This window comes from Flintibacter hominis (genome assembly GCF_014287965.1).
Lineage (GTDB): Bacteria > Bacillota > Clostridia > Oscillospirales > Oscillospiraceae > Lawsonibacter > Lawsonibacter aceti.
Genome location: NZ_JACOPO010000002.1, coordinates 19,498 through 43,239, shown reverse-complemented (window position 1 = coordinate 43,239; position 23,742 = coordinate 19,498). Strand labels below are relative to the sequence as shown.

General features: G+C 54.9%; 22 protein-coding genes. 18 read left to right on the top strand and 4 right to left on the bottom strand.

Annotation, left to right across the window (positions count from 1 at the left end):
* Nucleotides 1-38: 38 nt before the first annotated feature.
* The 6 genes from H8S11_RS03350 to H8S11_RS03325 all read left to right on the top strand — a co-directional run bounded on the left by H8S11_RS03350 (nucleotide 39) and on the right by H8S11_RS03325 (nucleotide 6,245).
* A complete protein-coding gene (locus H8S11_RS03350; protein WP_186852194.1) occupies nucleotides 39-737 on the top strand; it encodes a hypothetical protein in 699 nt (232 codons plus the stop codon).
* Between the two features lie 24 nt (nucleotides 738-761).
* The gene (locus tag H8S11_RS03345) at nucleotides 762-2,054 is read left to right on the top strand and encodes a nickel pincer cofactor-dependent isomerase, group 22 (RefSeq protein ID WP_186852193.1); all 1,293 of its coding nucleotides are present in this window, start codon (nucleotides 762-764) and stop codon (nucleotides 2,052-2,054) included.
* 38 nt (nucleotides 2,055-2,092) lie between these two features.
* Nucleotides 2,093-2,617 carry a tripartite tricarboxylate transporter TctB family protein gene (locus H8S11_RS03340; RefSeq protein WP_186852192.1) on the top strand — a complete coding sequence of 175 codons (525 nt, stop codon included), beginning with the start codon at nucleotides 2,093-2,095 and terminating at the stop codon, nucleotides 2,615-2,617.
* A 15-nt stretch (nucleotides 2,618-2,632) separates the two neighbouring features.
* Complete coding sequence (locus tag H8S11_RS03335; RefSeq protein WP_186852191.1) at nucleotides 2,633-4,153, top strand: tripartite tricarboxylate transporter permease; 1,521 nt, start codon at nucleotides 2,633-2,635, stop codon at nucleotides 4,151-4,153.
* 29 nt (nucleotides 4,154-4,182) lie between these two features.
* A complete protein-coding gene (locus H8S11_RS03330; RefSeq protein WP_207721900.1) occupies nucleotides 4,183-5,214 on the top strand; it encodes a Bug family tripartite tricarboxylate transporter substrate binding protein in 1,032 nt (343 codons plus the stop codon).
* A 233-nt stretch (nucleotides 5,215-5,447) separates the two neighbouring features.
* On the top strand, nucleotides 5,448-6,245 hold the full coding sequence (locus H8S11_RS03325) for an HpcH/HpaI aldolase family protein (protein WP_243200919.1): 798 nt from the start codon (nucleotides 5,448-5,450) through the stop codon (nucleotides 6,243-6,245).
* A 71-nt stretch (nucleotides 6,246-6,316) separates the two neighbouring features.
* Here the strand turns inward: H8S11_RS03325 and H8S11_RS03320 are convergent, their stop codons facing one another.
* A complete protein-coding gene (locus tag H8S11_RS03320) occupies nucleotides 6,317-7,843 on the bottom strand; it encodes a UxaA family hydrolase (protein ID WP_186852190.1) in 1,527 nt (508 codons plus the stop codon).
* Between the two features lie 17 nt (nucleotides 7,844-7,860).
* Nucleotides 7,861-8,760: a dihydrodipicolinate synthase family protein gene (locus H8S11_RS03315; protein ID WP_186852189.1), complete on the bottom strand. Its 900-nt coding sequence runs from the start codon at nucleotides 8,758-8,760 to the stop codon at nucleotides 7,861-7,863.
* 267 nt (nucleotides 8,761-9,027) lie between these two features.
* Here H8S11_RS03315 and H8S11_RS03310 point away from each other — a divergent pair, with 267 nt between their 5' ends.
* The 6 genes from H8S11_RS03310 (at nucleotide 9,028) to H8S11_RS03285 (ending at nucleotide 13,906) form a co-directional block, all read left to right on the top strand.
* On the top strand, nucleotides 9,028-9,417 hold the full coding sequence (locus H8S11_RS03310; RefSeq protein ID WP_186852188.1) for a hypothetical protein: 390 nt from the start codon (nucleotides 9,028-9,030) through the stop codon (nucleotides 9,415-9,417).
* 128 nt (nucleotides 9,418-9,545) lie between these two features.
* Nucleotides 9,546-10,454 carry a helix-turn-helix domain-containing protein gene (locus H8S11_RS03305; RefSeq protein WP_186852187.1) on the top strand — a complete coding sequence of 303 codons (909 nt, stop codon included), beginning with the start codon at nucleotides 9,546-9,548 and terminating at the stop codon, nucleotides 10,452-10,454.
* On the top strand, nucleotides 10,438-12,222 hold the full coding sequence (locus H8S11_RS03300) for a sigma-54-dependent transcriptional regulator (RefSeq protein WP_186852186.1): 1,785 nt from the start codon (nucleotides 10,438-10,440) through the stop codon (nucleotides 12,220-12,222). The genes H8S11_RS03305 and H8S11_RS03300 overlap by 17 nt, the downstream gene beginning before the upstream one ends.
* A gap of 408 nt (nucleotides 12,223-12,630) precedes the next feature.
* The gene (locus H8S11_RS03295; RefSeq protein ID WP_147571018.1) at nucleotides 12,631-12,810 is read left to right on the top strand and encodes a hypothetical protein; all 180 of its coding nucleotides are present in this window, start codon (nucleotides 12,631-12,633) and stop codon (nucleotides 12,808-12,810) included.
* Nucleotides 12,811-13,012: 202 nt separating this feature from the next.
* Nucleotides 13,013-13,189 carry a ribbon-helix-helix domain-containing protein gene (locus H8S11_RS14165; RefSeq protein WP_147571017.1) on the top strand — a complete coding sequence of 59 codons (177 nt, stop codon included), beginning with the start codon at nucleotides 13,013-13,015 and terminating at the stop codon, nucleotides 13,187-13,189.
* Nucleotides 13,190-13,666: 477 nt separating this feature from the next.
* On the top strand, nucleotides 13,667-13,906 hold the full coding sequence (locus H8S11_RS03285) for a hypothetical protein (RefSeq protein ID WP_147571016.1): 240 nt from the start codon (nucleotides 13,667-13,669) through the stop codon (nucleotides 13,904-13,906).
* 68 nt (nucleotides 13,907-13,974) lie between these two features.
* Here the strand turns inward: H8S11_RS03285 and H8S11_RS03280 are convergent, their stop codons facing one another.
* On the bottom strand, nucleotides 13,975-15,279 hold the full coding sequence (locus H8S11_RS03280) for an MATE family efflux transporter (protein WP_186852185.1): 1,305 nt from the start codon (nucleotides 15,277-15,279) through the stop codon (nucleotides 13,975-13,977).
* 397 nt (nucleotides 15,280-15,676) lie between these two features.
* Here H8S11_RS03280 and H8S11_RS03275 point away from each other — a divergent pair, with 397 nt between their 5' ends.
* A complete protein-coding gene (locus H8S11_RS03275; protein ID WP_186852184.1) occupies nucleotides 15,677-17,689 on the top strand; it encodes a YgiQ family radical SAM protein in 2,013 nt (670 codons plus the stop codon).
* Nucleotides 17,690-17,783: 94 nt separating this feature from the next.
* On the opposite strand, the gene H8S11_RS03270 is transcribed toward H8S11_RS03275, so the two are convergent.
* Nucleotides 17,784-18,200 (bottom strand): hypothetical protein, encoded by a 417-nt coding sequence (locus H8S11_RS03270; protein ID WP_147571013.1) that lies wholly within the window; start codon nucleotides 18,198-18,200, stop codon nucleotides 17,784-17,786.
* Nucleotides 18,201-18,504: 304 nt separating this feature from the next.
* Between H8S11_RS03270 and rimP the strand changes: the two genes are divergently transcribed.
* From rimP to infB, 5 genes are all read left to right on the top strand, one after another.
* Nucleotides 18,505-18,960 (top strand): ribosome maturation factor RimP, encoded by a 456-nt coding sequence (rimP, locus tag H8S11_RS03265; protein ID WP_147571012.1) that lies wholly within the window; start codon nucleotides 18,505-18,507, stop codon nucleotides 18,958-18,960.
* Between the two features lie 86 nt (nucleotides 18,961-19,046).
* Nucleotides 19,047-20,225: a transcription termination factor NusA gene (nusA, locus tag H8S11_RS03260; RefSeq protein WP_147571011.1), complete on the top strand. Its 1,179-nt coding sequence runs from the start codon at nucleotides 19,047-19,049 to the stop codon at nucleotides 20,223-20,225.
* Between the two features lie 79 nt (nucleotides 20,226-20,304).
* The gene (gene rnpM / locus H8S11_RS03255; RefSeq protein WP_186852429.1) at nucleotides 20,305-20,580 is read left to right on the top strand and encodes an RNase P modulator RnpM; all 276 of its coding nucleotides are present in this window, start codon (nucleotides 20,305-20,307) and stop codon (nucleotides 20,578-20,580) included.
* On the top strand, nucleotides 20,573-21,187 hold the full coding sequence (locus tag H8S11_RS03250) for a ribosomal L7Ae/L30e/S12e/Gadd45 family protein (protein ID WP_186852183.1): 615 nt from the start codon (nucleotides 20,573-20,575) through the stop codon (nucleotides 21,185-21,187). The genes rnpM and H8S11_RS03250 overlap by 8 nt, the downstream gene beginning before the upstream one ends.
* 21 nt (nucleotides 21,188-21,208) lie before the next feature.
* The gene (infB, locus tag H8S11_RS03245) at nucleotides 21,209-23,599 is read left to right on the top strand and encodes a translation initiation factor IF-2 (RefSeq protein ID WP_186852182.1); all 2,391 of its coding nucleotides are present in this window, start codon (nucleotides 21,209-21,211) and stop codon (nucleotides 23,597-23,599) included.
* The last annotated feature ends 143 nt before the right edge of the window (nucleotides 23,600-23,742 follow it).

Below are 23,742 nucleotides of genomic sequence, written 5' to 3'. Positions count from 1 at the left end.
AAACAGCTATAAAGAATTTGAGCCGAAAACGGCTGATCATGATGGCGGCAAATCTGCTGTACTTTCTGGCTCTTCTCATTGCGGGAGTTGCGCTTTTCTTGGTAGGGATCGGGCCGATGGGCTATATGGTGGCAGGTATTCTGCTGGCTGTCTACCTGCTGCTGGTCAGGCCGCTGAACCGCCGATATATTGGGTGTGTCCGTGGGGCCATCTTGACCTATGCTGTCTGCGCCTGCTTGGACCAATTTGAGTACAGCCCTAAAGACGGCGTGGACCAGGCCGCGGTTCTGTCGGGCGGTTTGGGCTGCTCTGGTAGCGGACGAGCTTTTTTGAGCCGAGAGCTAGTCCGGGGCCAAATGGGAGACATCCAGGTGGAGTTGGCAGATGTGACGTTTCCTGTTGTGGAAAATGGCTTGAACGCTATGCTCAGTGGGTGCTATATCAGGATAACCTATCCGGGGATTCAATTTGTCCCCCTTTGGATAGAGGGAGAGGAAATGCCGGAACTGCCCAAACAGGAAAAGAAGCTGATTAAACAGATTGGATCTATGGCGGCCAATGGCCTATTTCTTTGCATAAAAGGGGACAGACTGGAACTGATTCTGCGGGGGCGATTCCTCGGATATCGGATCAATCCTTTGATGCCTATCACGGAGCGCAGCATAACGTATAACCCTCTTCCAGAGCTGGGGTGGGCGCTTCAGTTGGTTCGCTTGCACAAGAGGGAAGAGATGTGACTTGCCGTTGGAAAGGAAAATACGATGGAAATTAAAGAACAATCTGGTCTTCGTGCGGTGCTAGCAGATGTAGAATTGCCGCGAATGGCCATGATTAGACAAAAATTCCCCAGAGATGGAATAGAGGATGTTGCTGCCTATCTGATGGAAAAGCTGGATCGAGAGGACTTGCGGTCCCGTATTAAGCCTGGAATGCGGGTGGTTCTCACCGGCAGCAGTAGAAAGATTGCCAATATGCCGCTGATCCTGAGGGAATTGGCTGACTATGTGAGGGCGCAAGGCGCTCATCCCTATATCATACCAGCGATGGGTAGTCACGGAGGTGCTACGGCGGAAGGACAACGGGAGATTCTAGAGAGTTATGGAATTACAGAGGAGGCCTGTCGATGCCCCATCTTCTCCAGTATGGAAACTGTGCAGGTGGGTTCTCTCTCCAACGGCGATGAAGTGCGAGTGGATCGCTTTGCGTATGAGGCGGACGCAGTCATCGTTGTGGGGCGGATCAAAGCCCATACAGCATTCCGGGGAGCTTATGAGTCAGGCCTGGTCAAGATGATGGCCATTGGTATGGGAAAACGTGAGGGAGCAGACTCCCTGCACCGGGCGGGATTTCAATGGATGGGGGAACGGCTTCCACAATATGCCAAGGTGATTTTTGATCACACCAATATAATTTTTGGCGTAGGTACTATCGAAAATGAATTTGATCAGACCTGCCGGATCGAGGTCCTTCCCGCGGAGGAAATCTTTGACAAAGAGCCCGAACTGCTGCTTTTTGCTAAAAGCCGCCTTCCCCGGCTTCTAATGCCGGAAACGGACGTGCTGCTGGTGAGAGAGATTGGGAAAAATTTTTCAGGCAGCGGCATGGATCCTAATGTGACAGGGACTTTTGGGACGCCTTATGCTACTGGCGGTATTAAAAAAGAGAGGGTAGTAGTATTGGACATCTCCCCCGAAAGTCACGGCAGCTATATTGGACTTGGAAATGCGGACACGACGACAAAGCGCGTGTTTGAAAAGCTAGATACCAATGCCACCTATTTCAACATGATCACCTCGACTGTGCTGGGTGTGGGAAAGATTCCGATGGTGTTGGAGGACGACAAAATGGCACTTCAAGTCGCGGTACGTACGCTGACAAAAGCGGACAAGAATCATGTTCGGATGGTTTATATCAAAAACACGCTGTCCCTGGAAACGATCATGATTTCTGAAACGCTTCTGGAGCAGATGAGAGGCAGAGAAGATATTGAGATATTAGAAGAAGCGAGACCCCTGCGTTTTGACCAGAAGGGCAACTTGCTGGATTTGATATAAACAGGATAGATTGATCAGAAAGGAAGAGAAAAGGGTATATGAAAAACAGCAAGTATAGGCTGGATATTATCCCCGGTACGGTAATTTTTATTTTCTCGATATGGTATTTGCTCAATATCCCTGGGATCCCCACTTTCACCGGCCTGGGAGCCACTCCCTTGACTAACCACTTTGTGCCTTATCTATGGGGTGGGGCCATGCTGGTGTTGAGTCTGTGGCTGATTGTAAGAGGGATGAAGAAGCGCAAAGCCTATAAGGCCGAAGGCGGTGTGACGCAAAAAAATTCTATGATAGCAGCATTGGTCGAGAAGCGAGAGGTTGTGGTCAGTTTCGTGGCCCTGGGCCTGTATGTGGGATTAATGGGGCCCATTGGTTTTGTACCTACTACAATCCTGTATGTATTTGTACAGATCCTGGTGCTTACTCCGGGCGAACATCGGAAAAAGAATGTGCTGCCCGCAGCGATTACAGCTATTATTACAGGCTGTCTCCTGTTCTATATCTTCAGATACATGCTGAATGTCCTACTTCCCATTGGACTCCTGAGTATATTCGGACTGTAAAGGAGGGCTAAAAGAATGATTGTTCAAGGCTTAATGGAAGTCCTTCAGCCCATGACTATTGCTCTAATAGCCATAGGTACAGTGGTGGGTATCATCTTTGGTTCCATCCCAGGCTTGACCGCCACCATGGCTATTGTTATGTTCCTGCCGGTCACTTACTCAATGACAGCCTCGGAAGGTATTTCGATGCTGATGGCACTTTACATTGGCGGTATTTCCGGCGGCTTGATTTCCGCTATTCTGTTGAATATTCCCGGTACACCTTCCTCTGTAGCCACCTGTTTTGATGGAAAACCAATGGCAGACAAGGGCGAGGCAGGCAAAGCGCTAGGCACCGGTGTGGTGTTCTCATTTATTGGAACCGTCATTGGCATTGGCCTGCTTGTGGTACTGGCTCCTGTGCTGTGTGACTTTGCGCTTAAGTTCCAGGCATATGAGTATTGTGCCCTGGCTGTTTTCTCCCTGTCCATGGTTGTCGCCCTTACAGGACATGATATGCCGAAGGGCCTGATTTCCGCTGTGCTGGGGGCTTTGCTGGCTACAGTTGGCCTTTCGCCCATTGACTCCAAGCCTAGGTTTACCTTCGGTATGTATCAGTTGAACAACGGTTTTGCCCTTGTAGTTCTGTTAATCGGTCTGTTTGCCATTTCCGAGGTCATGGCCTATGCCGAAACAGTGCGCCAAAAACAGGATTACACCATTCGACAGGATGTAAAGATCAGGGGCGTTGGCTTCTCTATGAAGGAGTTTGTGAGTAATATTCCAAACGCCATTGTATCCGCGCTGATTGGTGTCGGCATTGGAATTCTGCCAGGCATCGGTGGCGGTGTGTCTTGTATGATCTCCTATACTGTATCCAAGAACACCTCCAAACGCCGCGAACTGTACGGGACAGGTATCATGGATGGCGTGGTAGCCTCTGAGACCGCCAATAATGGAACGATAGGCGGCGCTATGATCCCTCTCCTTTCCCTGGGTATTCCCGGCGATGCTGTTACCGCAATGTTACTAGGTGGACTCCAGGTGCATAATGTGGCGCCAGGGCCCCTGATCTATGAGAAGAACGGCGTGGTGGTCTATGCGATCTTCTTTGCTATGGTATTAGCCGCGATTTTTATGCTGGTGTTCATGATGCTGGGTATGCGATTTTTCATATCTGTATTAAAAGTACCCAAGAATTATTTGCTTCCGGTGGTTGTAGTGCTATGCGCCATTGGCGCTATCGGAAACGCCAATATGCTCTTTGATACCTATGCCATGGTTTTATTTGGCCTGATGTCCTATTTGCTCGTAAAGGCCAAGATCCCAACGGTCCCTATGATCCTTGGATTTATTTTAGGCCCGACCTTTGAGCAGAACCTGCGCCGCGTATCTCAGCTGGCCTCTAGCGATCCCTTCTGGAATCATCCGATTTTCTGTGTATTGATCATTGCGACGGTCTTGGTGGTCATCTTCTCTGCCCGTGCGAACCTGAAAGACGCGAAACGTGCAGAAGAAGCTGAGGCTATCAAGATGGCTGCCAGCGGTGATGAATAAATAAAAGCCAAAAAGAAAGGAAGAACAAGATGAAAAGAATGATCTCTCTGATGCTGAGTGCAGCTATGGTGCTGGTTATGGCTACCGGCTGCGCCAATCCTGGAACACCCTCTTCGGGGGATGACAAGAGCACTACCAGCGCCTCTACTTCAAATGCTCCCAGCGATCCCAATGCTGCGGAGGGTTGGCCCGACAAGACGATCAACATCTATATGACCCACGGAGCCGGTGGTGATACTGACTATATGGGGCGTCAGTTGGCCACTGCGCTGGAAAGTGAGTTGGGCGTGTCTGTGGTCGTCACCAACGTGACCGGCGCCAACGGCGCTACCTGTATGCAGCAATATAAGGATGGAGAGACCGACGGTTACACCTTTATTGCCACTAATACTGCGGCGCTAAACGGCAACGAAGCGACCGGCATGGTGGACTTCGGCTATGATGCTTTTGAGCCAGTAGCGGTGTATGGAATGCAGTCCGGTGAGAATATCGTTGTTCCCGCGGATTCCCCCTATAATACCTTGGAGGAACTGATCGAAGCCACCAAGGCCAATCCTGGTCAGATCAAGTTGGGCATCTCTACCGGCGGTGGCGTATACATTCTGTCCTGTGTTCTGGCCAACCTGGGTGGCGCTCAATTCAATATTATTGACGCAGGCGATGGCGCCACTCGTCTGACTGCTCTGTTGGGCGGCGAGATCGACGCTACCTCCCTGCCCTATTCCACTGCGGCTGACTATATTGAGAACGGTCAGCTGAAGAGCCTATGCACCGTACTTTCCAAGGCCCCTGACCTGATCCCAGATCAGCCTGCGGCCAGCGAGTTGATTCCTGAGCTGAAGCTAGATACGGAGTATGTTCTTCTGGCGCCTAAGGGGACTCCTGCTGAAATTGTTGAGGCTATGAATGCCGCCATCCTAGACGTTACCGCTACGGACGATTGGAAACAAATGGTGAATGATTACTGCTTCCAGAATCCCTTTGTACTTAACGTGGAGGAAACCCTTGCGAATTTGAAGGAGCAGCGTGACCTGTTCCAAAGCTTTGTGCCCTTCCTGTGATTCGAGGCCGTCGAATAAACAACAGGGGCCCCCGCCAAAGCGGGGGCCCCTCCTGTATAAAAGTGATTGAACACCTGGTCGGTTAGATATCATCCCAGTGCTGTCAGCTATGGTAAAAATGCCATTGGGGATATGAATGAGCGAGACACAGCTGCATGGTTTTACCGCTGGCAGGCCCGCTGTAATAGTAGTATGCTTACATGTCTTGCGTTCTATGGGAAAGAGGAAAAGAAATGATGAGAGAAAACAAACTGCGCAGGATCTTACAGGAAGGAAAGACATCGGTGAGTACTCGTATGTGGTCCACTTGGCCGATCTTCACCGAAACTTTAGGTGCCTGCGGAAACTTTGACTACATGGAATTTGTAGCGGAATACGCTCCATTCACACAGATGGATCTGGAGAACATGGCCCGGGCAGCTGAACTGTATGAAATGGGCACTATGATAAAGGTGGATTTTCAAAATCGATTTTATGTGTCACAAAAGGCGGTAGCCTCTGGATTCCAAGGGGTCAATTTTGCTGATTGCCGGACTCCGGAGGATGTGTATGCTTCTGTCAGAGCCATCCGTCCGTTGGTAGAAGGCACAGATGGCGTATATGGATGTCCAAACCGGCGATTCATCAGCAGCCCGAATGGAGTATCCCAGTTGGAGCATATTCAACGGCTTAACGATATTGTACTATGCTTCATGATCGAAAAGCGGGAGTCTGTGGAACGGATTGAGGAGATCTGCGATATCCCAGGCGTAGATATGGTGCAATTTGGCCCGGCGGACTACTGCATGAGCCGTGGCTGGAATCGAGCGGATCATACACAGGAGTTTAAGCAGGCTGAACGACAGGTCATCTCAGCGGCCTTGCGGCATGGTGTTCAGCCGAGATGTGAGATCAATTCGCCCGCAGAGGCCCAGTATTACATCGACTTGGGCGTCCGGCATTTCAGCCTTGGAGATCAGATGGCAAAGCTGCGGGAGTTCTGGAATGGCCAGGGGAAAGAGATGAGGGACATTTCCAGAAGTCTGGATTGATAAAATGGGGGAAACCGACTTGGCCGATTTCCCCTTCCAGCAGGTTTGGCATTCTATATGCTGGGACTGAGTTAAGCGGTGATGCCAAGCCACCAAACGATAAACTCATCGCCACCCATTCCGAACAGCTCGCTTTTAGTTCGCCTCCCAGAGGCCACTTCGATGAGAGCATCGAAAATTTCCTGCCCCATCTGCTCCAAAGTTTTTTCCCCATCGATAACAGCGCCGGCATTGAGGTCAATATCATCCTTTTGGCGGAGATAGAGGGGGGTATTGGAAGAAATCTTTAGAGTGGGGAAGTGCTGGCTGCCATAGCAGGAGCCCCGGCCAGTGGTAAAAGCGCAAAGATTGCAGCCGCCGGAAAACATGGCTGCAGCGGATACCGGATCATAAGAAGGAGAGTTCATGATGTTAAGGCCGGGAGTGGTAACAGGTTCCGCATAGCCAACTACATCGTTGAGTGGGGTGCTCCCGCCTTTTTTTGCGCTTCCAAGAGCTTTTTCCAGGACATTGGTGATGCCGCCAGCATTATTGCCGGGGGTAACTTTGCCATAGATTTGAGAGTCCTTTCCACGGCAGTAGTCCAGCCACCACCGCATGATGTCGATGAGCTTTTGCGCTACCTGGGGAGATCTGGCGCGTCGGACCAGTGCTCCTTCCACACCGAGTAGCTCGGTGGGTTCTGTGAGGACTGCGGTACCGCCGTTCTGGATCAGAAGATCGATTGCCTTGCCCAGCGCTGGATTGGCTGAGGAACCAGAGAAAGAGTCGGAGCCGCCACATTCCAGTCCGACCTTCAGATGAGAAACAGGTACCTCCTGGCGAACAGAATGATTGGCGAGGGAAAGCATGGCCTCTACCATAGAGATGCCCTTTTCCACTGATTTTCGGGAGCCGCCCTCCTCTTGGATTACCAAGCGACCCAGTGTGGGACTGGGGACTAGACCTGCTTCCTGAAAAAAGTTGTCGATATTGTTAGACTCACAGCCCAGGGCACATACAAGGGCGCCTGCTATATTGGGATTCTTGATAAGGCCGCCCAGTACCCGGCGCAAATAGATCATGGGGTCACCGGACTTCTCCAGACCGCAACCGGAAGATGTGATGAGGGGAACCACGGCGTCTACATTGGGATAAGCGGACAATATCTCTGGGGTAAAGTGGTTGGCAATTTTTCTGGCCACGGTTGCGGCACAATTGCTACATACGGTGACAGCAATACAGTTCCGTGTGCCGACTAGCCCGTTAGGCCGCACATAGCCCAGAAAAGTACGCTGTTCCTGGGCCGGTAGAATGGGGACTGGGGTGTAATCAGCACAGTAATGGTAGACTTCTTTGATGGTATCAAAACGGATGTTGTGGTTATGGACATGATCTCCAGGAGAGATATTCTGGGAAGCATAGCCGATGACTGTATTGTATTTTAAGATTGGCTCACCTTGGGCGATGGGGCGTATGGCCACCTTATGCCCGATAGGGATGTCCTGCCGGATGGTCAGACCATCTGGGGTAAGTACAGTGCCAGCCTCCGCTGCGGCACGGAGCACTGCTATATTGTCGGCTGGATCCAGATGAATCAGGATGAAGTTGTCGGCCATGTCACTCACCCCCGTTTCTACATATATTGCCTCAGCGTGGCAATGTGGGCATCGATGCGCTTTCGCTCCTCAACAGTGATAGGTTCAGTGGGGCGGCATACCCGTTCGCTGGCAAAGCCGAGGGTGCTGATGGCGTACTTGGTGGAAGCAGTCTGACTCTTCGCCATAGGGTAAAGCTTACAGATCTCATCTACAATGGCACCCCATTTCATGGCTTCCGAAATATTACCGGCCTTGCCATATTCATACAGTTTGATGTGAGCCTTTGGAAACAGGGGGGCCAGAGAAGGGATATACCCGTCGGCTCCCATAAGCATACTGGGGACTGCCAGATTTGTAGAGCCCTGGTGTACTAGAAAATCTGTACCTTTAAAGTGATTAAGCAGCCTGATAAAAAGAGGATAATTACCAGATGTGTCTTTTACACCGATGACCTTGTCTATTTTAGATAACTGGATGATGGTATCTGCTGTAAGCAACTGACCGGTAAAAGGCGGGATGTTGTATATCATCAGATTTGCGCTGGTGTTGCGGCTGATTTGCTCAAAATGCTGGACGGTTTCATCTTGTGTTGCGTGACGGGCATAGAACACAGGAGTAATCACAGCAGTCTGGCCACCCATATCTTCAAAACGCTTTACATTTTCTATGGCGCGCTGGGTACTGGAGTCCATACAACCGGCAATAACAGGTACTCGGCCAGCACAATGGTCCAAGGTGATTTGAATGGCTCGATCCCGCTGTTCCTGTGTCAAAGCCATACATTCGCCGTTTGATCCACATACAAAAATACCATGGATACCGTTGTTGATACAGTGGTCAATTAGGGCCCGCAGAGCCTTTTCATCTACCTTTTCCTGATCGTCAATAGGAGTAATGATCGGCGGAATGACGCCGATAATCTCTTTCTTGCTCATAAGGAATACCTCCTGATATTTGATGTATCCAGTATAAGGATAGACAAGAGAAAAGTATTGATATAAAGCACTCTTTCATTTATACTTTTCGCTCTATCTATTATCAGAACGGTAGGATTAGTACCAGTGAAAATGGAAAAGTTGAAAAGGATACGGGTACAGGCGAAAAAGATAAATACAATAAAAGCGTGCATTGACTATAATGATTTCCTGTAATGTCACCGCCACAAGAAAAAAGCCTATGAAAAAGATCAGGAGGTAATACAGATGGATTTTAAGCATAGAGATGAGATTTTCCAAACTAGTCTGCCAGGACGGGTAGTACAAAATGCCGTAGGCAAAGACAGCGCCATAGCCAGCGCGAAAATGACTGTAAGTTACTGCCGTTACTGCGCAGACAGCGGCCCTATGGCCCCTCATAACCACGCGGAGGAGTCTGTAGTAGTGCTGGACTGCGCGAGGGCATATGTGAAATGGGGGAGTGGGCCAGACAGCTTAGAACATCAACAGTGGCTCTGCCCGGGAGATATAATGCATTTTCCAGAGCTGGAGTGGCATGTGTTTGGATATGATGAAGGAGGATTCCTGGATGCTCTGTGTATCTATGGCCAGGTAACCAATATCCGGCCTGAGGAGATCTCTGGGATCCAAGAGTGAATAAGAAGAAATATTACAGCGGTCAGGAATGGCTTGAATATTTCTGTTGCAGACTTGCGGATCCTTGGGGAGACAAGCAAATGTTTTAAGAGTGTATGATCAGTAGAAAGACCTATGGGAGTAATTTTATGCGCAACGATGTGTCAGTTCACCGAGTAGTAAAAAACAAAAAGATGGCAGGGCAGTATATCGAGCCCCATAGGCACAACTTTTTTCATTATATATATTGTCTGAGCGGACACACTTGTGTGCGGGTTGGGCAGGAACGATTTGAAACCGGACCACGAAGCCTGGTTCTGGTTCCACCAGAGATATGCCACTCTATCACGAGCCTGGACACTTCCTGCTGCCTGGATTTGAAATTTACCTGCTCTAGGGAGTTGGAAGAGCGGGTGAAAAAGTTACCACTATTCTTCGCGTCCACAGTGGAGCCTGTAGGGAGCATGGTGCGAGATATTTTTGAGGAAGCGATCAACCAGAATCAGGATTATGACGAAGTAATTAGTCTGCGCTTGTATGAACTGCTTATTTCCTTGATGAGATGGGAACACAAGGAGATGGAGAACTGGCAGCTGTATGATCTAGCTGCCCAGCGAGAAGATTCGGAAATGCGGAAGATCCTCCAGATGATTGAAGAGAATATTGACAGTCCGCTATGGGTGAAGGATTTGGCAGCCAGATGTGGATATAGTGCAAACTATTTCCGGCTAATTTTCCGGGAACGAGTGGGAGTGCCGCCAAACCGATATATCAACCACCGGAAGATCGAGAGGGCCAAGGAACTGATGCTTTACTCAGAATTAAATGTGAGCCAGATCGCTGAAAAACTGAGTTATCAGAGTATCCATTATTTTAGTCGCCTGTTTAAACAAATGACTGGGATTCCTCCTTCGGAGTATATTGATCGGGTGAAGTCGGACCGCCCTGTAAATGTGATTTATAACCAAAATACGCCGGAGGGAGAATTTGAGATCCCCTTACGTAATGGTATTGGATCGGAACCATCAGAAAGGATCGTCGATGGAACAGAAAATTAGACTGCTGGGCATAGCCCCTTATTCGGAGATGCGCCCCTTAATGTTGGAGGTTTCCAAGGAGTATCAGGACATCGACTTGACAGTTTATGTAGGAGATCTGCAGAAGGGGGTAGAGATGGCCCGCCGGAATTTCTATAACGATTATGATGTCATTATCTCCCGGGGCGGGACCGCTACCATGCTTCGAGAACGGCTGGACCTTCCGGTTATTGAGATTCCGATCCTGCCCTTCGACCTGCTCCGGGCAATGCAGTTGGCGGAGCAGGTATCAGACCACTATGCGATTGTAGGTTTTCCCAATGTGACCACAAGCGCAAGGCTGCTGTGTGAGGTGATGCAATACCAAATCGACATCTATACTATTCGCAACGCTGCGGAGGTTGAGCCTGTCTTACAGTCTATCCGAGAAAAGGGGACCCAGGCCATCCTATGTGATATGGTAGCGCACACCACGGCAATGCAGCTGGGACTGGATGTAGTGCTTATCACCTCTGGAGCAGAGGGAGTGCGTATGGCGTTTACCCAGACGATTCAACTGTACGGGAATTACCGAAATCTCAGGGCAGAGAACCGTTTTTTGCGGAGCTTGATTTGGAATCAGATCAATCAAACCGTAGTGTTTAATGACCAGGGGGAACTGTTTTTCTCCACCATCGAGGACAGCGGCACTGCTATTATAGACTACCTGCGTCAAGAAAGCCTTCGAGGCGAAACAAACAGTCAGAAGCACATCCTGAAGCAGATAGACAATATTCAATATTCTATCCGCTCACACCGAGAAACTGTGGGCAATGAGCATTATACCGCCTACTATTTCTCCGAAAGTCAGGTGCCGCTGTCGGATATCCGCCGTGGCATCCGCTATTCGGGCCAATCTGAGGTGGAAGAGCAGTATTCGGGCAGCCTGTACTCAGTGGTAGGACTGCTGAGAGATCTGTATCATACGATCCAAAACATCAACCGTACCAGCCAGCCTGTTATGGTATTTGGCGAGGAGGGGACATGCAAAGAGCAGGCCGTCAATTATCTGTACCTGCAGAGCGACTGGTGGGATTCGCCGCTGGTGGTGGTAGACTGCTTCCTGCTAAATACAAAGGGGTGGAGCTATCTGATGAACCACCATAATTCGCCATTGACCAGGAGCGAATGTACCATTTTTATCAAAAATATAGACGTGCTCACCTCGGACCAGCGGGGGCAGCTATTGGCTAACATTATTGCCATGAACGTGCATAAGATGAACCGGCTCATATTCTCCTGTGTGTGCAAAAAGGACGAGGCAATGCCTGACGCCGGGGTAGAGTTTGTTGAGGTGCTGAGTTGTCTTACCCTCTATCTGCCCCCGCTGCGTCAGCGAGTCGAGAAGTTTCCGGCCATTGTCAATATGTATCTCAGCCATCTGAATACCACTATGACCAAGCAGGTATCGGGTATAGAGGCAGAGGCGATGCGAAAGCTGCAAAAATTCGACTGGCCGCGAAATTATTCTCAGTTCCAGCGTATTGTAAAAGAACTGGCCATGATGACTGAACAGCCTTATATCACCGCCGAAGCTGTTGAGGAGGTGCTGAAACGGGAAGGCTCTGTAGTGCCGGTAGGGGACAGGGGGGAGGATACTGAGGCGCCCTTGGATTTAAACCGGACATTGCAGGAGATCAATCGGGACATTGTGTTGCGGACTTTAGAGCGGGAGAACGGAAACCAGAGCCGAACAGCGGAAAGGCTGGGAATCAGCCGAACCACGCTGTGGAGAATGCTTAAGAACTAAGGAGAACTGGTGATCAAGCTGTTAGGGATATCGTGTCCATGTACGACCTGGAGTTTGAATACAAAAGGTAATTTTATCTATAAAAGCACCGTTCCGTAATTGCGGAACGGTGCTTTTTGTGTGGGAAAGGGAAAACGGATCAAAACGGCCTCATGATGATAAGCTCCTTTTAGGGGAAATGTCACGATTTGCGGGTAGAGCGCGGCGACCTCGGCGCGCCGCTCTCTCTGGACCGTGCTTTGGGCGTGCCCGGCGGTCATGCCCTACCTGCCGTGGGCCTCCTGCTGACAGCACCTATTATGAAAAGGGGCAAAAAGAAGATAGAAGAAAAGATCACAGCAAAAAAAACTCTTGATAAGTAGCTAACTACAAGTATATAATGTAGTTAGCTACAAAGGGGGTGAATATGTGGCTGATAAAAGCAGGGCAGAGTACTTCAGAGAGCGGCGGAAGAACATGAAGCAGCTTGTATTCATGGTCGACCGGGAAAAGGCGGAACAGCTGGACCAGAAGCTGGCAAAAAAGGGGATCGGAAGAACAGAATGGTTCCGTGAAAAGCTGGATGAGGAACTTTACCAAGAAAAATAGAAACAGCCCGCCACCCTCAAAAAGTCACGGACTGTTCCTAAAACACCATTCCCGAAGGTCTGGTAAATCTATGATACCACACCTCCAGGGAAAATACAAGGAGGACACGATGGCAGGCAGATAGGAGAACAAAAAAATAATACTTGACTTTCTGCTCATACAATAATATAATTATTGCAGGAGCGAAAAGTGAGGTGAGAAGATGTCTCCACGGACTGGCCGTCCGCCCAAAGAGATTACCAAAAGTGTGAACCTCGGTGTGAGATTGACACCGGAAACCGCTGATAAATTGAAAATGTGTGCGGAAAAGCTTCAAATATCTCGGACCGAGGTCATCGAAAAGGGAATTGATTTGGTGGAAAAGAGCCTTAAAAAATGAGAGTAGCCGCTCACCCGACAAGTGTCAACGACTACTCCCTCACCATCCCCGAAGGTCTGATAAATCTATGATATCATACCTCCAGGGAAAATACAAGGAGGACACGATGGCAGGCAGATAGGAGAACAGAAAAATAATACTTGACTTTTGTGTCACCATATATTAAAATTATTTTGGTGATACAAAAAGGAGGCGAAAAATTTGTCACCAAGGGGAAGGCCGACATCGGAGCCAAAGAATCACGAAACAAGAATCCGCATGTCAGACGAGGATATCCGGTTGCTGGAGATCTGTTGCCAGAAAACCGGCATGACAAAGGCGGATGTGATTCGTCAAGGGATTCGTGAGGTCTATGAGAAAATAAAATAGGGTGTTGGCCCACCTGACAAGCACACCAACACCCCACAAACACCATCCCCGAAGGTCTGGCAAATCTATGATACCACACCTCCGGGGGAAACACAAGGAGGTTTTCAGATGGAACTGCATAAGGTCCTCTTTGAGATGGAGGACCCGATGAACCGCCTGCGGGACGGCATTTGCGCCCTCTGGGTCATGTCGTTGGCGGTGGACCGGGAGGACAGCGATCTGTCCAGCGGATTTCATGCCCTCTGGGACTACCTGGACCAGATGTACGACAGGCTCCACACCCAATTTTATGCCTGCATAGAGCTGTGTCAGGCGGAGCACAAGGGGAGCGCCCCCGCCCAGGACTAAGGGGAACGGGCAAAGGGCATCAGGCGGCTGTCCATCGGGCGGCCGCCTCCCTTGTGCCGGGGAGAGGGTCAGCCCACCTCCGCCCTCCCCAGGCCGCCGGTGTACCGGCGGATCAGAAGGACGACCGCCAGGGCCACTACCCCCTCGGTCACCGGCATAGCCAGCCATACCGCCTCCGGCCCCAGAAGGGCGGGGAGGGCGAGGATCAGCCCGCCGCTGATGACCAGCCCCCGGGCCACCGACACAAAGAAGGCGGCGGCGGGGCGCAGGAGGGACTGGAAGTAGTAGGTGGAAAAGATGTTCAGCGGGAGGAGCAGGAAGGACAGGCCGTAGGTCCGGAGGATGGCCGGGGCAATGGCGTAGATATCCGGCCCGGCGTCCATGAAGATACGGACAAACCCATTGGGGGCCGCCCAGATCAGGGCGGCCCACAGGGCATATCGGAGCGTCTGGCGGAGGCGGTCCCATTGGTGGGCGCCGAAGTTGATGGACAGGATCGGCTGGGCGGACTGGCCCACGCTGTAAGCGCAGCACTGAACAATGGTGCTTACGTTGACGATGATGCCGTATACCGCCAGGGCGTCTGTCCCCAGGCAGGACATGATCTGCCGGTTGAACAGGGTGGTGAGGATGCCCATGGCGATGTCGATGAAAAAGGTGGAGAAGCCGGTGACCAGGATGGCGCGGAGCTTTTGGGGCAGGCGGCTGGGCCACAGGAAGCGCAGCGTGTTTTTTGGGGACAGGAAGTGAGTCAGGGCTACCAGCAGGGAAATCACCGAGCCAATAGCGGTGGCCAGCCCGGCCCCAAAGATACCCATATCCAGCACAAAGACAAAAAAGTAGTCCCCAAAGATGTTGAAGATACCCCCGGACAGGACGGCCGCCGCCGCCCGGCCGGGGTCTCCGTCATTGCGGAGAAAGGCGGCCAGCATCTGGTTAAACAGAAAGACAGGCACTACCCACTTGACCGGAAGGAGATAGGCCTGGGCCAGGGGAAGCAGCGTCTGGTCCGCACCGAACAGGGTGAGGAGGGGGGCGTCCAGCAGGAAGATGACCAGCCAGCTTATAATAGCCAGCCCGGACACGCCCAGCAGGGCGGCGGAAAAATATTCCCGCTCCCGCCGGCTCTGGCCCTGGCCGCGGGCTGTGCTGAACAGCACGGAGCCGCCGATGCCAGCCAGCAGGCCCAGGCTGTATATGATATTCCACACCGGGGCCACCACCGCCATTGCCGCCGCCCCCTGAGGGCCGTGGTACTGGCCTACCATGGCGGTGTCCACCAACCCATAGATGGAGGAGATGATGGCGCTGCCAAAGGCGGCGCCGAGATACCGGAAATAGAGCTTTTTTACATTTCCTGTCAGCAGGTCCACAGAAGATCACTCCCAGTTGTGAGATCGGTCCGAAGGACAACAAAAAAGCCGGATAAGCCAACGGGCATTTCAGCCCGTCACCTTATCCAGCGTACCATTTCTTCTGTCGAATGGCGTACCCTCCGAGTGACCGAAAGGATTATACCGAGAGAAAAGCGGTTTGTCAAGGGGGGGGTCAAGGGGCCAGTCTGGACGGGAGAAAACAGTGGTAATTCCGCCCCTGGTGTGATATGCTCTTTCTTGAGAGAGTGATCTCTATGCTGTTGGCCCGCCGGCTGAAGATCATGATGGGGCCGGGAGCTCGATCCTGCTGCCTCCCCATGGGCGGTGGCGGAGGGCCTGGGGCGAGGACTGCGCGCTGTTTTACCCTGATTTTCATGAAATCGAGGAAATGACCATGAGTTTTGACCGAGAGCGGTTCCTGCCGGTGAGCATCCAGGATATGGAGCGCCGGGGCTGGGACTTTTATGACTTTCTGCTGATCACCGGGGACGCCTATGTGGACCACCCCTCCTTCGGTCCGGCTATCATCGGCCGGGTGCTGGAGGCCGAGGGCTATCGGGTGGCCATGCTGGCCCAGCCCGACTGGAGGGACCCGGAAGCCTTTGCCGCCCTGGGGCGGCCCCGGCTGGGGGTGCTCCTCTCCGCGGGCAATATCGACTCCATGGTGGCCCACTACACTGCCGCCAAAAAGCGCCGCCATGACGACGCCTACTCCCCCGGACGGCGGGCGGGCCTGCGCCCCGACCACGCCACCATTGTCTACTCCAACCGGGTGCGGGAGGTCTTTGGGGACATCCCCCTGGTCATCGGCGGACTGGAGGCCAGCCTGCGCCGCTTCGCCCACTACGACTACTGGGAGGACAAGGTCCGCCGCTCCATTCTCTTCGACGCCCAAGCGGACCTGCTGACCTACGGCATGGGGGAGAGGGCCACCATCGAGATCGCCGCCCGGCTGGCCAGCGGCACTCCGGTGGGGGAGATCACCGATGTGCGGGGTACCTGTGCGGCGGTGAAGTACCCGGATGTGTGCACATACCCCAGGGTGGAGGTGCCCTCCTTCGAGGAGGTGTCCGCCTCTAAGGAGGCCTACGCCCGGGCCAATATGGTGGAGTATCAGGAGCATGACGCTGTGGTGGGCAGGGCCATCCTGCAAAAACACGGCCGACAGTTCCTGCTAGTCAATCCTCCGGCCTTCCCCCTGACCACAGAGGAAATGGACCGGGTGGCCGAGCTGCCCTATGTCCGGGAGCCCCACCCCATGTACGACGAGATGGGAGGTGTGCCCGCCATTGAGGAGGTGCGCTTCTCCGTCACCCACAACAGGGGATGCTTTGGGGCGTGCAACTTCTGCTCCCTGGCCTTTCACCAGGGACGTACCATCTCCTGCCGAAGCCACCAGTCGGTCATCCGTGAGGTGAAGGCCCTGACGGAGCACCCCGGCTTCAAGGGCTATATCCACGATGTGGGCGGCCCCTCGGCCACCTTCCGCCGGCCCTCCTGCCAGAAGCAGCTCAAGCACGGGATGTGCAAAAACCGGGCCTGCCTGGCCCCGGAGCCCTGTCCTAACCTGGATGCGGACCACACCGACTATATGCTGCTGCTGCGCAAGCTGCGGGAGATCCCAAAGGTGAAAAAGGTGTTCATCCGATCCGGCATCCGGTTTGACTATCTGATGAAGGACCCCAGCGGGGAGTTTTTTACCGACCTGGTCCAGCACCACATCTCTGGCCAGCTCAAGGTGGCGCCGGAGCACTGTGTGGCCCATACTCTGGACTACATGGGAAAGCCCCACATTGAGGTATATGAAAAATTCCGAGAAAAGTATTTTAAGCTCAACCGGCGGTATGGCAAGGACCAGTATCTGGTGCCCTACCTCATCTCCTCCCATCCGGGCTGCACTCTGGAGGACGCGGTAAAGCTGGCCGAGTGGCTGAACAGGCAGGGCCATATGCCTGAACAGGTGCAGGACTTCTATCCCACACCGGGCACCCTGGCCACCTGCATGTGGTACACCGGACTGGACCCCCGGACTATGGAGCCGGTGTTCGTCCCCAAGACGCCCCACGACAAGGCCCTCCAGCGGGCGCTGATGCAGTGGCGCAAGCCCCAAAACCGTAAGCTGGTGCTGGAGGCCCTCCACCGGACGGGCCGGGAGGACCTGATCGGCTACGGCAAGCACTGTCTGGTCCGGCCGGACAGAGGAGCGCGGTCCTCGGACGGACCGGGGGAGCGGGCTCCGGCCGCCAAGGGAAAGGGCGGCGGCCAATCAGCCGGCAAGAAAGGCGTCGGCCCCACCCGGCGGGAGAGCGTGCACAGCCGGCAGAGGGTGGAGAAGAAGGAGGCCCGTCCGGCCCGCAAGGCGGGCTGGGCAAAGGCCAAGCCCAAAAAGGGAGGCCGCAAGAAATGAGGCCCCGGACCGGCCTGAAAAAAGACGTGAATAGAATGAAAAGGGGCCCGGCAAACTGGTTTTGCCGGACCCCTTTTTGGAGATTGCCTATTTTTTAATAATTCATCGTGCTCCGGTTACCGGGATTAGGCTCCCAGCTGGGGGTGCCGGCGGTCCCGCCGGTGATGTCTCGGGCGGCATCGCCGATGCCCCGGCCCACGTCGCCGATGGCGTCACCGGCTCCGCGGATCAGGTCCCGTGCTCCCTGGGTCAGGTCTCGGCCCATGTTGTCGTTCCGGCTGCCGTATACTCGCCCATTGGCGTCAGCAGAATAGCGGCCGTCCTCCAGATAGTCATAGGCGTTGCTGCGGTCATAGGTGGTACGCCGGTTTCTGGTCTGGGCGGAACCGGACACAGAGCCGTTGGCGGGGCCATTGGTACCGCTGTTGGTATTCCCGTCCGTGTTGCCGCAGGAGGCCAGGGTGGCCACCATGGTCACAGCCAGGCCAAGAGCCATTAGATATCGTTTCATTCTCAACTTCCTCCCGTCCTGTTTGTCCAACGGAAGTTCCATCCGGGTGGTAGTATGTGTCTTTTGTCTGCCGAAAAATCCGGTAATGACTGTTCTCATTGACAATTTTTTCTATGTTTTGCGCTGGAAAAAGCCCTTGATCTGGAAAAAACTTTTCTCCAGCTCTTGCAATCCGCCTTGGTTTGTGGTATAGTCATGATGTTATTAAGGTAGTATTGGTGAGAGTGGGGTCAAGGCTCCGCTCTTTTTGATTGACCAAATGGGCCGAACCTCCGGGAGTGAGGGGCAAAATAGGAGGAACTTTATGGCAAAAGTTACCGATACCGTGGCCGCTTTGGCCCTCCCCGTGGTGGAGGGGGCTGGATGCACCCTCTGGGATGTGGAATATGTGAAGGAGGCGGGGGAGTGGTTCCTCCGCGTCTACATCGATAAGGAGGGCGGCGTGTCCATCGATGACTGTGAGGCGGTTTCCCGGCCCCTGTCCGACCTGCTGGACGAGGCCGATCCCATTGAGGGCAGCTACACTTTTGAGGTGTCCTCTGCCGGGGCGGACCGAGTGTTGAAAAAGCCGAATCATTTCGCCCAATTCTTGGGGGCCGAGGTGGAGGTAAAGCTCTACCGCCCCAGAGATGGCCGTAAAGACCATGTGGGTCTGCTCCGTGCCTTTGAGGACGGAAATGTGACCCTGGAGGTGGGCGGCAGCCCGGTGAACTTTGAGAAGAAGGAGATCGCCCTGGTCCGGCTGTATCCCCGGTTTTGACGGACACGACCGCCATTGGGGCGGCCCGCTGCGCAAAAGCTATACAATGAACGGCGGCGCTTCCGCTGTTTTAGGAGGAAACTATCGTGGCTAAGAGAGCAACCAAAAAAGTCAACAGCAATGAGCTGGACGGCAAGGAGTTCTTTGCCGCCATCGCCCAGATTGAGCAGGAGAAGGGCATCAAGCCCGGCTATATGATGGAGAAGATTACCCAGGCCCTTCTGTCCGCCTATAAGAAGGACCACGAGGGGATGGGGGAAAATCTGGTCATCGAGGCCAATGAGGAGACCGCCACTGTCCGCCTGTTTTTGAAGAAGGAAGTGGTGGAGGTGGTGGACGACCCCGCCACGGAGATCAGCCTGGACGAGGCACGAAACGCCCTGCCCCAGGCCCAACTGGGCGATGTGGTCCGCATGGAGATCAAGCCCCGGAACTTCGGCCGGGTAGCCGCACAGACCGCCCGCCAAGTCATTATCCAGGGCATCCGTGAGGCGGAGCAGGGGATGATCTATGACGAGTTCTGCTCCAAGGAGCAGGAGCTGGTTACCGGTGTGGTTACCCGTATCGATCCCCGGAACGGTGCCGTGTCCCTGCGCATCCACTCCGGCTCTGAGTTCACCGACGCCTATCTGGGCGCCAATGAGCAGGTGAAGGGCGAGCGGTATGTAGAGGGCCAGCGGCTGAAGGTCTATGTCGTGGAGGTCCGTCCCAACAGCAAGGGTCCCCAGGTCCTCATCTCACGGACCCACCCTGGACTGGTCAAGCGGCTGTTCGAGCTGGAGGTGCCTGAGATCTATGACGGCACCGTGGAGGTCAAGTCTGTGGCACGGGAGGCCGGCTCCCGCACCAAGCTGGCCGTCTGGTCTGCCGACCCCAACGTGGACCCCATCGGCGCCTGCGTCGGCCCCCGGGGCCAGCGGGTCAACACCATTGTGGATGAGCTGAAGGGCGAGAAGATGGACATTATCAAGTGGTCTGAGGACCCGGCGGAGTATATCGCCGCCGCCCTGTCCCCCGCCGACGTTCTCTCGGTGGAGGAGCTGCCCGACGGCAAGAGCTGCCGGGTGGTGGTGCCCGACGACCAGCTCTCCCTGGCCATCGGCAAGGAGGGGCAGAACGCCCGCCTGGCCGCCAAGCTGACTGGATATAAGATCGACATCAAGCCCGCCTCCGCCCCCCTGGAGCCCATTGAGGCTCTTGAGGAGGACCTGCCTGCGGGGGAGATCACTGAGAACGATAACGCTGAGGCTCCGGAAGAAGCCTGATTTGAATCGAGTGGAGAGTGAAGATATCTCCTATCTTAGCTCGCTGCTCTCAACTCTGACCAAAAGGGTGGTGCGGACCGTGCCCAAGAAGATTCCCATGCGCCAATGTCTTGGCTGCCGGGAAATGAAACCAAAAATGGAGCTGATCCGGGTGGTCCGTTCCCCTGAGGGAAAGGTGTCCCTGGACTTTAAGGGCAAGCTGCCCGGTAGGGGAGCCTATCTGTGCCCCAATCCAGACTGTCTGAAAAAGGCCAGAAAGGCCAGAGCACTGGAGCGGGCTTTCTCCGCCCAGATGCCCGATGAGGTCTGGTCTGGGCTGGAGGAGCAGATGAAGGAGGTGCCGGCGGATGGCTAATGATCCCATCCTCCACCTGCTGGGCTTGGCCAAAAAGGCCGGCAGGCTGGAGGTCGGTGAGGAGCCGGTTGGGGCCCTGTGCCGGGCCCGGCAGGCCAAGCTGGTGCTGCTGGCCGCTGACGCCGCCCCTAACACCTGCCGAAGGGCCGCCCATTTCGGCCAGGCGGGCAACGTGCTCTGGCTGGCCCTCCCCTTTTCCAAAGCGGAACTGGGGCTGGCGCTGGGCCGCTCGTCCTGTGCCATGGTCGCCCTGGCAGATTCGGGCTTTGCCGCCTCCATCCTGGAGAAGCTGGCCGCCCGCGATCCGGAAAAATACGGCCCAGCCTCCCAGCAGATCCGGGAGAAGGCCGACCGGGCCCTCCAGCGTCAGCGGGAGAAGCGGCAGCACGAGAAAAACCTGCGGGAGGGCAAACGAAAGCCCTGGGCCCCGCCTCCCAAGAGGGAGGAGGCCCCCCCTGCCCCCGCCAGGAAAAAAGCTGGACCCAAGGCTCCCCAAGAGGGGAGCGGGCCCCGTTTGGCCAAGACCGGCGGCCGCCGGACTGACCGTACCCGCAAGACAGGCCCCGGCGGCCGGCGCCTGTCTGGTAAGCTCCGGCATGATAGCTAAGAAACGAGGTGGCTTCTATCTATGATGATAAAATATCCGCTCCATAAAGTAGCAAAGGATTTTAAAAAGGGAGGCAAGGACCTGCCCTCCAAGGCGGTCATGGACATCTTGACCCAGTATGGACACCCGCCTAAGAACCATATGCAGCCCTTGACCGACGAGGAGCTGTCCATCGTCTTTGAGTATCTGACTCAAAATAACCAGATTGACTCCATTGAATCGGTCTATGCTGATATCTACCATGACCCCGATGCCAAAAAGCCCGCTCCCTCCGCCCCTAAGGCAGAGGTCAGGGAGCAGCCCAAAGCCGAGCAGAAGGGCCAGCAGGCCGCCCAGCCTCAGCAGGGCCGTCAGCCCCAGCCCCAGTCCCAGACTCAGCAGCATCAGGCCAAGCAGCAGCAGTCGGCGCCCCGCCCCACCACCAGGGAGAAGAAGGTGGTGGATACCAGGGGCAGTGGCACCGTCAACCTGGATAAGTACGACGAGCGCCTGGAGTCCTTTACGGATCAGAAGCAGCAGGACCGGGGTGGAAAGCAGAAGTTCCAGGGCCGCAACGCCCAGCGCCAGCGGGGCGGTAAGCAGGCGGGCTCCTTCGGCAACAAGCGCAAGCAGGAGGAGCAGGACCGGATGCGCCGCCTCCAGCTTGAGATCGCCAAGAAGGCTCCGGTCAAGGTCCTGATCCCCGACGAGATCGCCGTGGGCGAGCTGGCTTCCCGGATGAAGAAAACGGGCGCCGAGGTGGTCAAGTGCCTGATGAAAAACGGTGTGATGGCCTCTCTCAGCGAGATCATCGACTTCGACACCGCCGCCATCATCGCCGAGGAGATGGGCTGCAAGGTGGAGAAGGAGGTCATCGTCACCATCGAGGAGAAGCTCATCGACACCGCCGAGGACAAGGCCGAGGATCTGGAGCCCCGTGCCCCCGTGGTGGTGGTCATGGGCCACGTGGACCACGGCAAGACCTCCCTGCTGGACTACATCCGCAACGCCAACGTGGTGTCCGGCGAGGCGGGCGGCATCACCCAGCACATCGGCGCCTACCAGGTGGAGGTAAAGGGCAGCCCGGTCACCTTCCTGGATACCCCCGGCCACGAGGCATTTACGGCCATGCGGGCCCGTGGCGCCATGATTACTGACGTGGCCATCCTGGTGGTAGCCGCTGATGACGGCATTATGCCCCAGACCGTGGAGTCCATCAACCACGCCAAGGCCGCCGAGATCCCTATTATTGTGGCCATTAACAAGATGGATAAGCCAACCGCCAACCCCGACCGCATCATGCAGCAGCTCACCGAGTATGAGTTGGTGCCCGAAGAGTGGGGCGGCGAAACGATTGTCTGTCCCATCTCCGCCAAGACAGGCATGGGCATTGACAACCTGCTGGACATGGTGGTCCTCACCGCCGAGATGCGGGAGCTGAAGGCCAACCCCAACCGTTCCGCTCACGGCGCGGTCATTGAGGCCCGGCTGGACAAGGGCCGCGGCCCCATCGCCACCCTGCTAGTCCAGAACGGGACCCTGAAGCAGGGCGACGTGATCATCGCCGGAACCGCCGTAGGCCGTGTCCGCGCCATGACCGACGCTAAGGGTCGGAAGCTGACCGAGGCCGGTCCCTCCGTCCCTGTGGAGATCATCGGCATGGGCGAGGTGCCCGGCGCTGGCGACGACTTCCACGCCGTGGCCGACGAGCGCATGGCCCGTGAACTGGTGGAGCAGCGCAAGCACGAACAGAAGAACGCGGCCTCCTCCCCTGTAGGCAAGGTATCTCTGGAAGATCTGTTCAGCCAGATTCAGGCCGGAGAGATGAAGAATCTAAACGTCATTGTCAAGGCCGACGTCCAGGGCTCTGCCGAGGCGGTGAAGGCCAGCTTGGAGAAGCTGTCCAACGAGGAGGTCCGGGTCCGGGTCATCCACTGCGCCGTAGGCGCTATCAGCGAGAGCGACGTGATGCTGGCCACCACCTCCGGGGCCATCATCGTAGGCTTTAATGTCCGCCCGGACGCCAACGCCAAGGAGAACGCCGCCCGCAATCATGTGGATATGCGGATGTACCGGGTCATCTACGACGCCATCAACGAGATCGAGGCGGCCATGAAGGGGATGCTGGCGCCCAAGTTCAAGGAAGTGGAGCTGGGCCGGGCCGAAGTCCGCAACGTGTTCCGTATCACCGGCGTGGGCATGGTGGCCGGCTGCTATGTGTTGGACGGAAAGATGCAGCGCAACGCTCAGATGCGCCTGCTCCGGGACAACATCGTGATCTACGATGGCGCTATTGCCTCCCTCCAGCGATTCAAGGACAGCGTCAAGGAGGTGGCCGCCGGCTACGAATGCGGCATTACCTTCGAGAAGTTCCAGGACATCAAGGAAGGCGACGTCATTGAGGCCTTCCTGATGGAGGAAGTGGAGCGCTGATGGCGCATGAGTACCCCGCGTAGCGGGGCGCGCCCTTTGGCGCGTAAAATCGAAGCCAAAGGCTGAGATTTGCGGAGGGCGGATTTATTCCGCCCGAGCATTTCAAATCAAAGGGGTCCCCGCGGGATGGGACATCCCGTGGG

Bases quoted from the DNA above. Each gene is read 5' to 3' on its own strand.
- H8S11_RS03305 (WP_186852187.1), top strand. From the start codon at position 9,546: ATGCGCAACGATGTGTCAGTTCACCGAGTAGTAAAAAACAAAAAGATG.
- H8S11_RS03335 (WP_186852191.1), top strand. From the start codon at position 2,633: ATGATTGTTCAAGGCTTAATGGAAGTCCTTCAGCCCATGACTATTGCT.
- infB (WP_186852182.1), top strand. From the start codon at position 21,209: ATGATGATAAAATATCCGCTCCATAAAGTAGCAAAGGATTTTAAAAAG.
- rimP (WP_147571012.1), top strand. From the start codon at position 18,505: ATGGCAAAAGTTACCGATACCGTGGCCGCTTTGGCCCTCCCCGTGGTG.
- H8S11_RS03270 (WP_147571013.1), bottom strand. From the start codon at position 18,200: ATGAAACGATATCTAATGGCTCTTGGCCTGGCTGTGACCATGGTGGCC.
- H8S11_RS03300 (WP_186852186.1), top strand. From the start codon at position 10,438: ATGGAACAGAAAATTAGACTGCTGGGCATAGCCCCTTATTCGGAGATG.
- H8S11_RS03330 (WP_207721900.1), top strand. From the start codon at position 4,183: ATGAAAAGAATGATCTCTCTGATGCTGAGTGCAGCTATGGTGCTGGTT.
- H8S11_RS03350 (WP_186852194.1), top strand. From the start codon at position 39: ATGATGGCGGCAAATCTGCTGTACTTTCTGGCTCTTCTCATTGCGGGA.
- H8S11_RS03285 (WP_147571016.1), top strand. From the start codon at position 13,667: ATGGAACTGCATAAGGTCCTCTTTGAGATGGAGGACCCGATGAACCGC.
- H8S11_RS03340 (WP_186852192.1), top strand. From the start codon at position 2,093: ATGAAAAACAGCAAGTATAGGCTGGATATTATCCCCGGTACGGTAATT.
- H8S11_RS03345 (WP_186852193.1), top strand. From the start codon at position 762: ATGGAAATTAAAGAACAATCTGGTCTTCGTGCGGTGCTAGCAGATGTA.
- H8S11_RS03320 (WP_186852190.1), bottom strand. From the start codon at position 7,843: ATGGCCGACAACTTCATCCTGATTCATCTGGATCCAGCCGACAATATA.
- H8S11_RS14165 (WP_147571017.1), top strand. From the start codon at position 13,013: ATGTCTCCACGGACTGGCCGTCCGCCCAAAGAGATTACCAAAAGTGTG.
- H8S11_RS03250 (WP_186852183.1), top strand. From the start codon at position 20,573: ATGGCTAATGATCCCATCCTCCACCTGCTGGGCTTGGCCAAAAAGGCC.
- H8S11_RS03325 (WP_243200919.1), top strand. From the start codon at position 5,448: ATGATGAGAGAAAACAAACTGCGCAGGATCTTACAGGAAGGAAAGACA.
- H8S11_RS03275 (WP_186852184.1), top strand. From the start codon at position 15,677: ATGAGTTTTGACCGAGAGCGGTTCCTGCCGGTGAGCATCCAGGATATG.
- H8S11_RS03310 (WP_186852188.1), top strand. From the start codon at position 9,028: ATGGATTTTAAGCATAGAGATGAGATTTTCCAAACTAGTCTGCCAGGA.
- H8S11_RS03315 (WP_186852189.1), bottom strand. From the start codon at position 8,760: ATGAGCAAGAAAGAGATTATCGGCGTCATTCCGCCGATCATTACTCCT.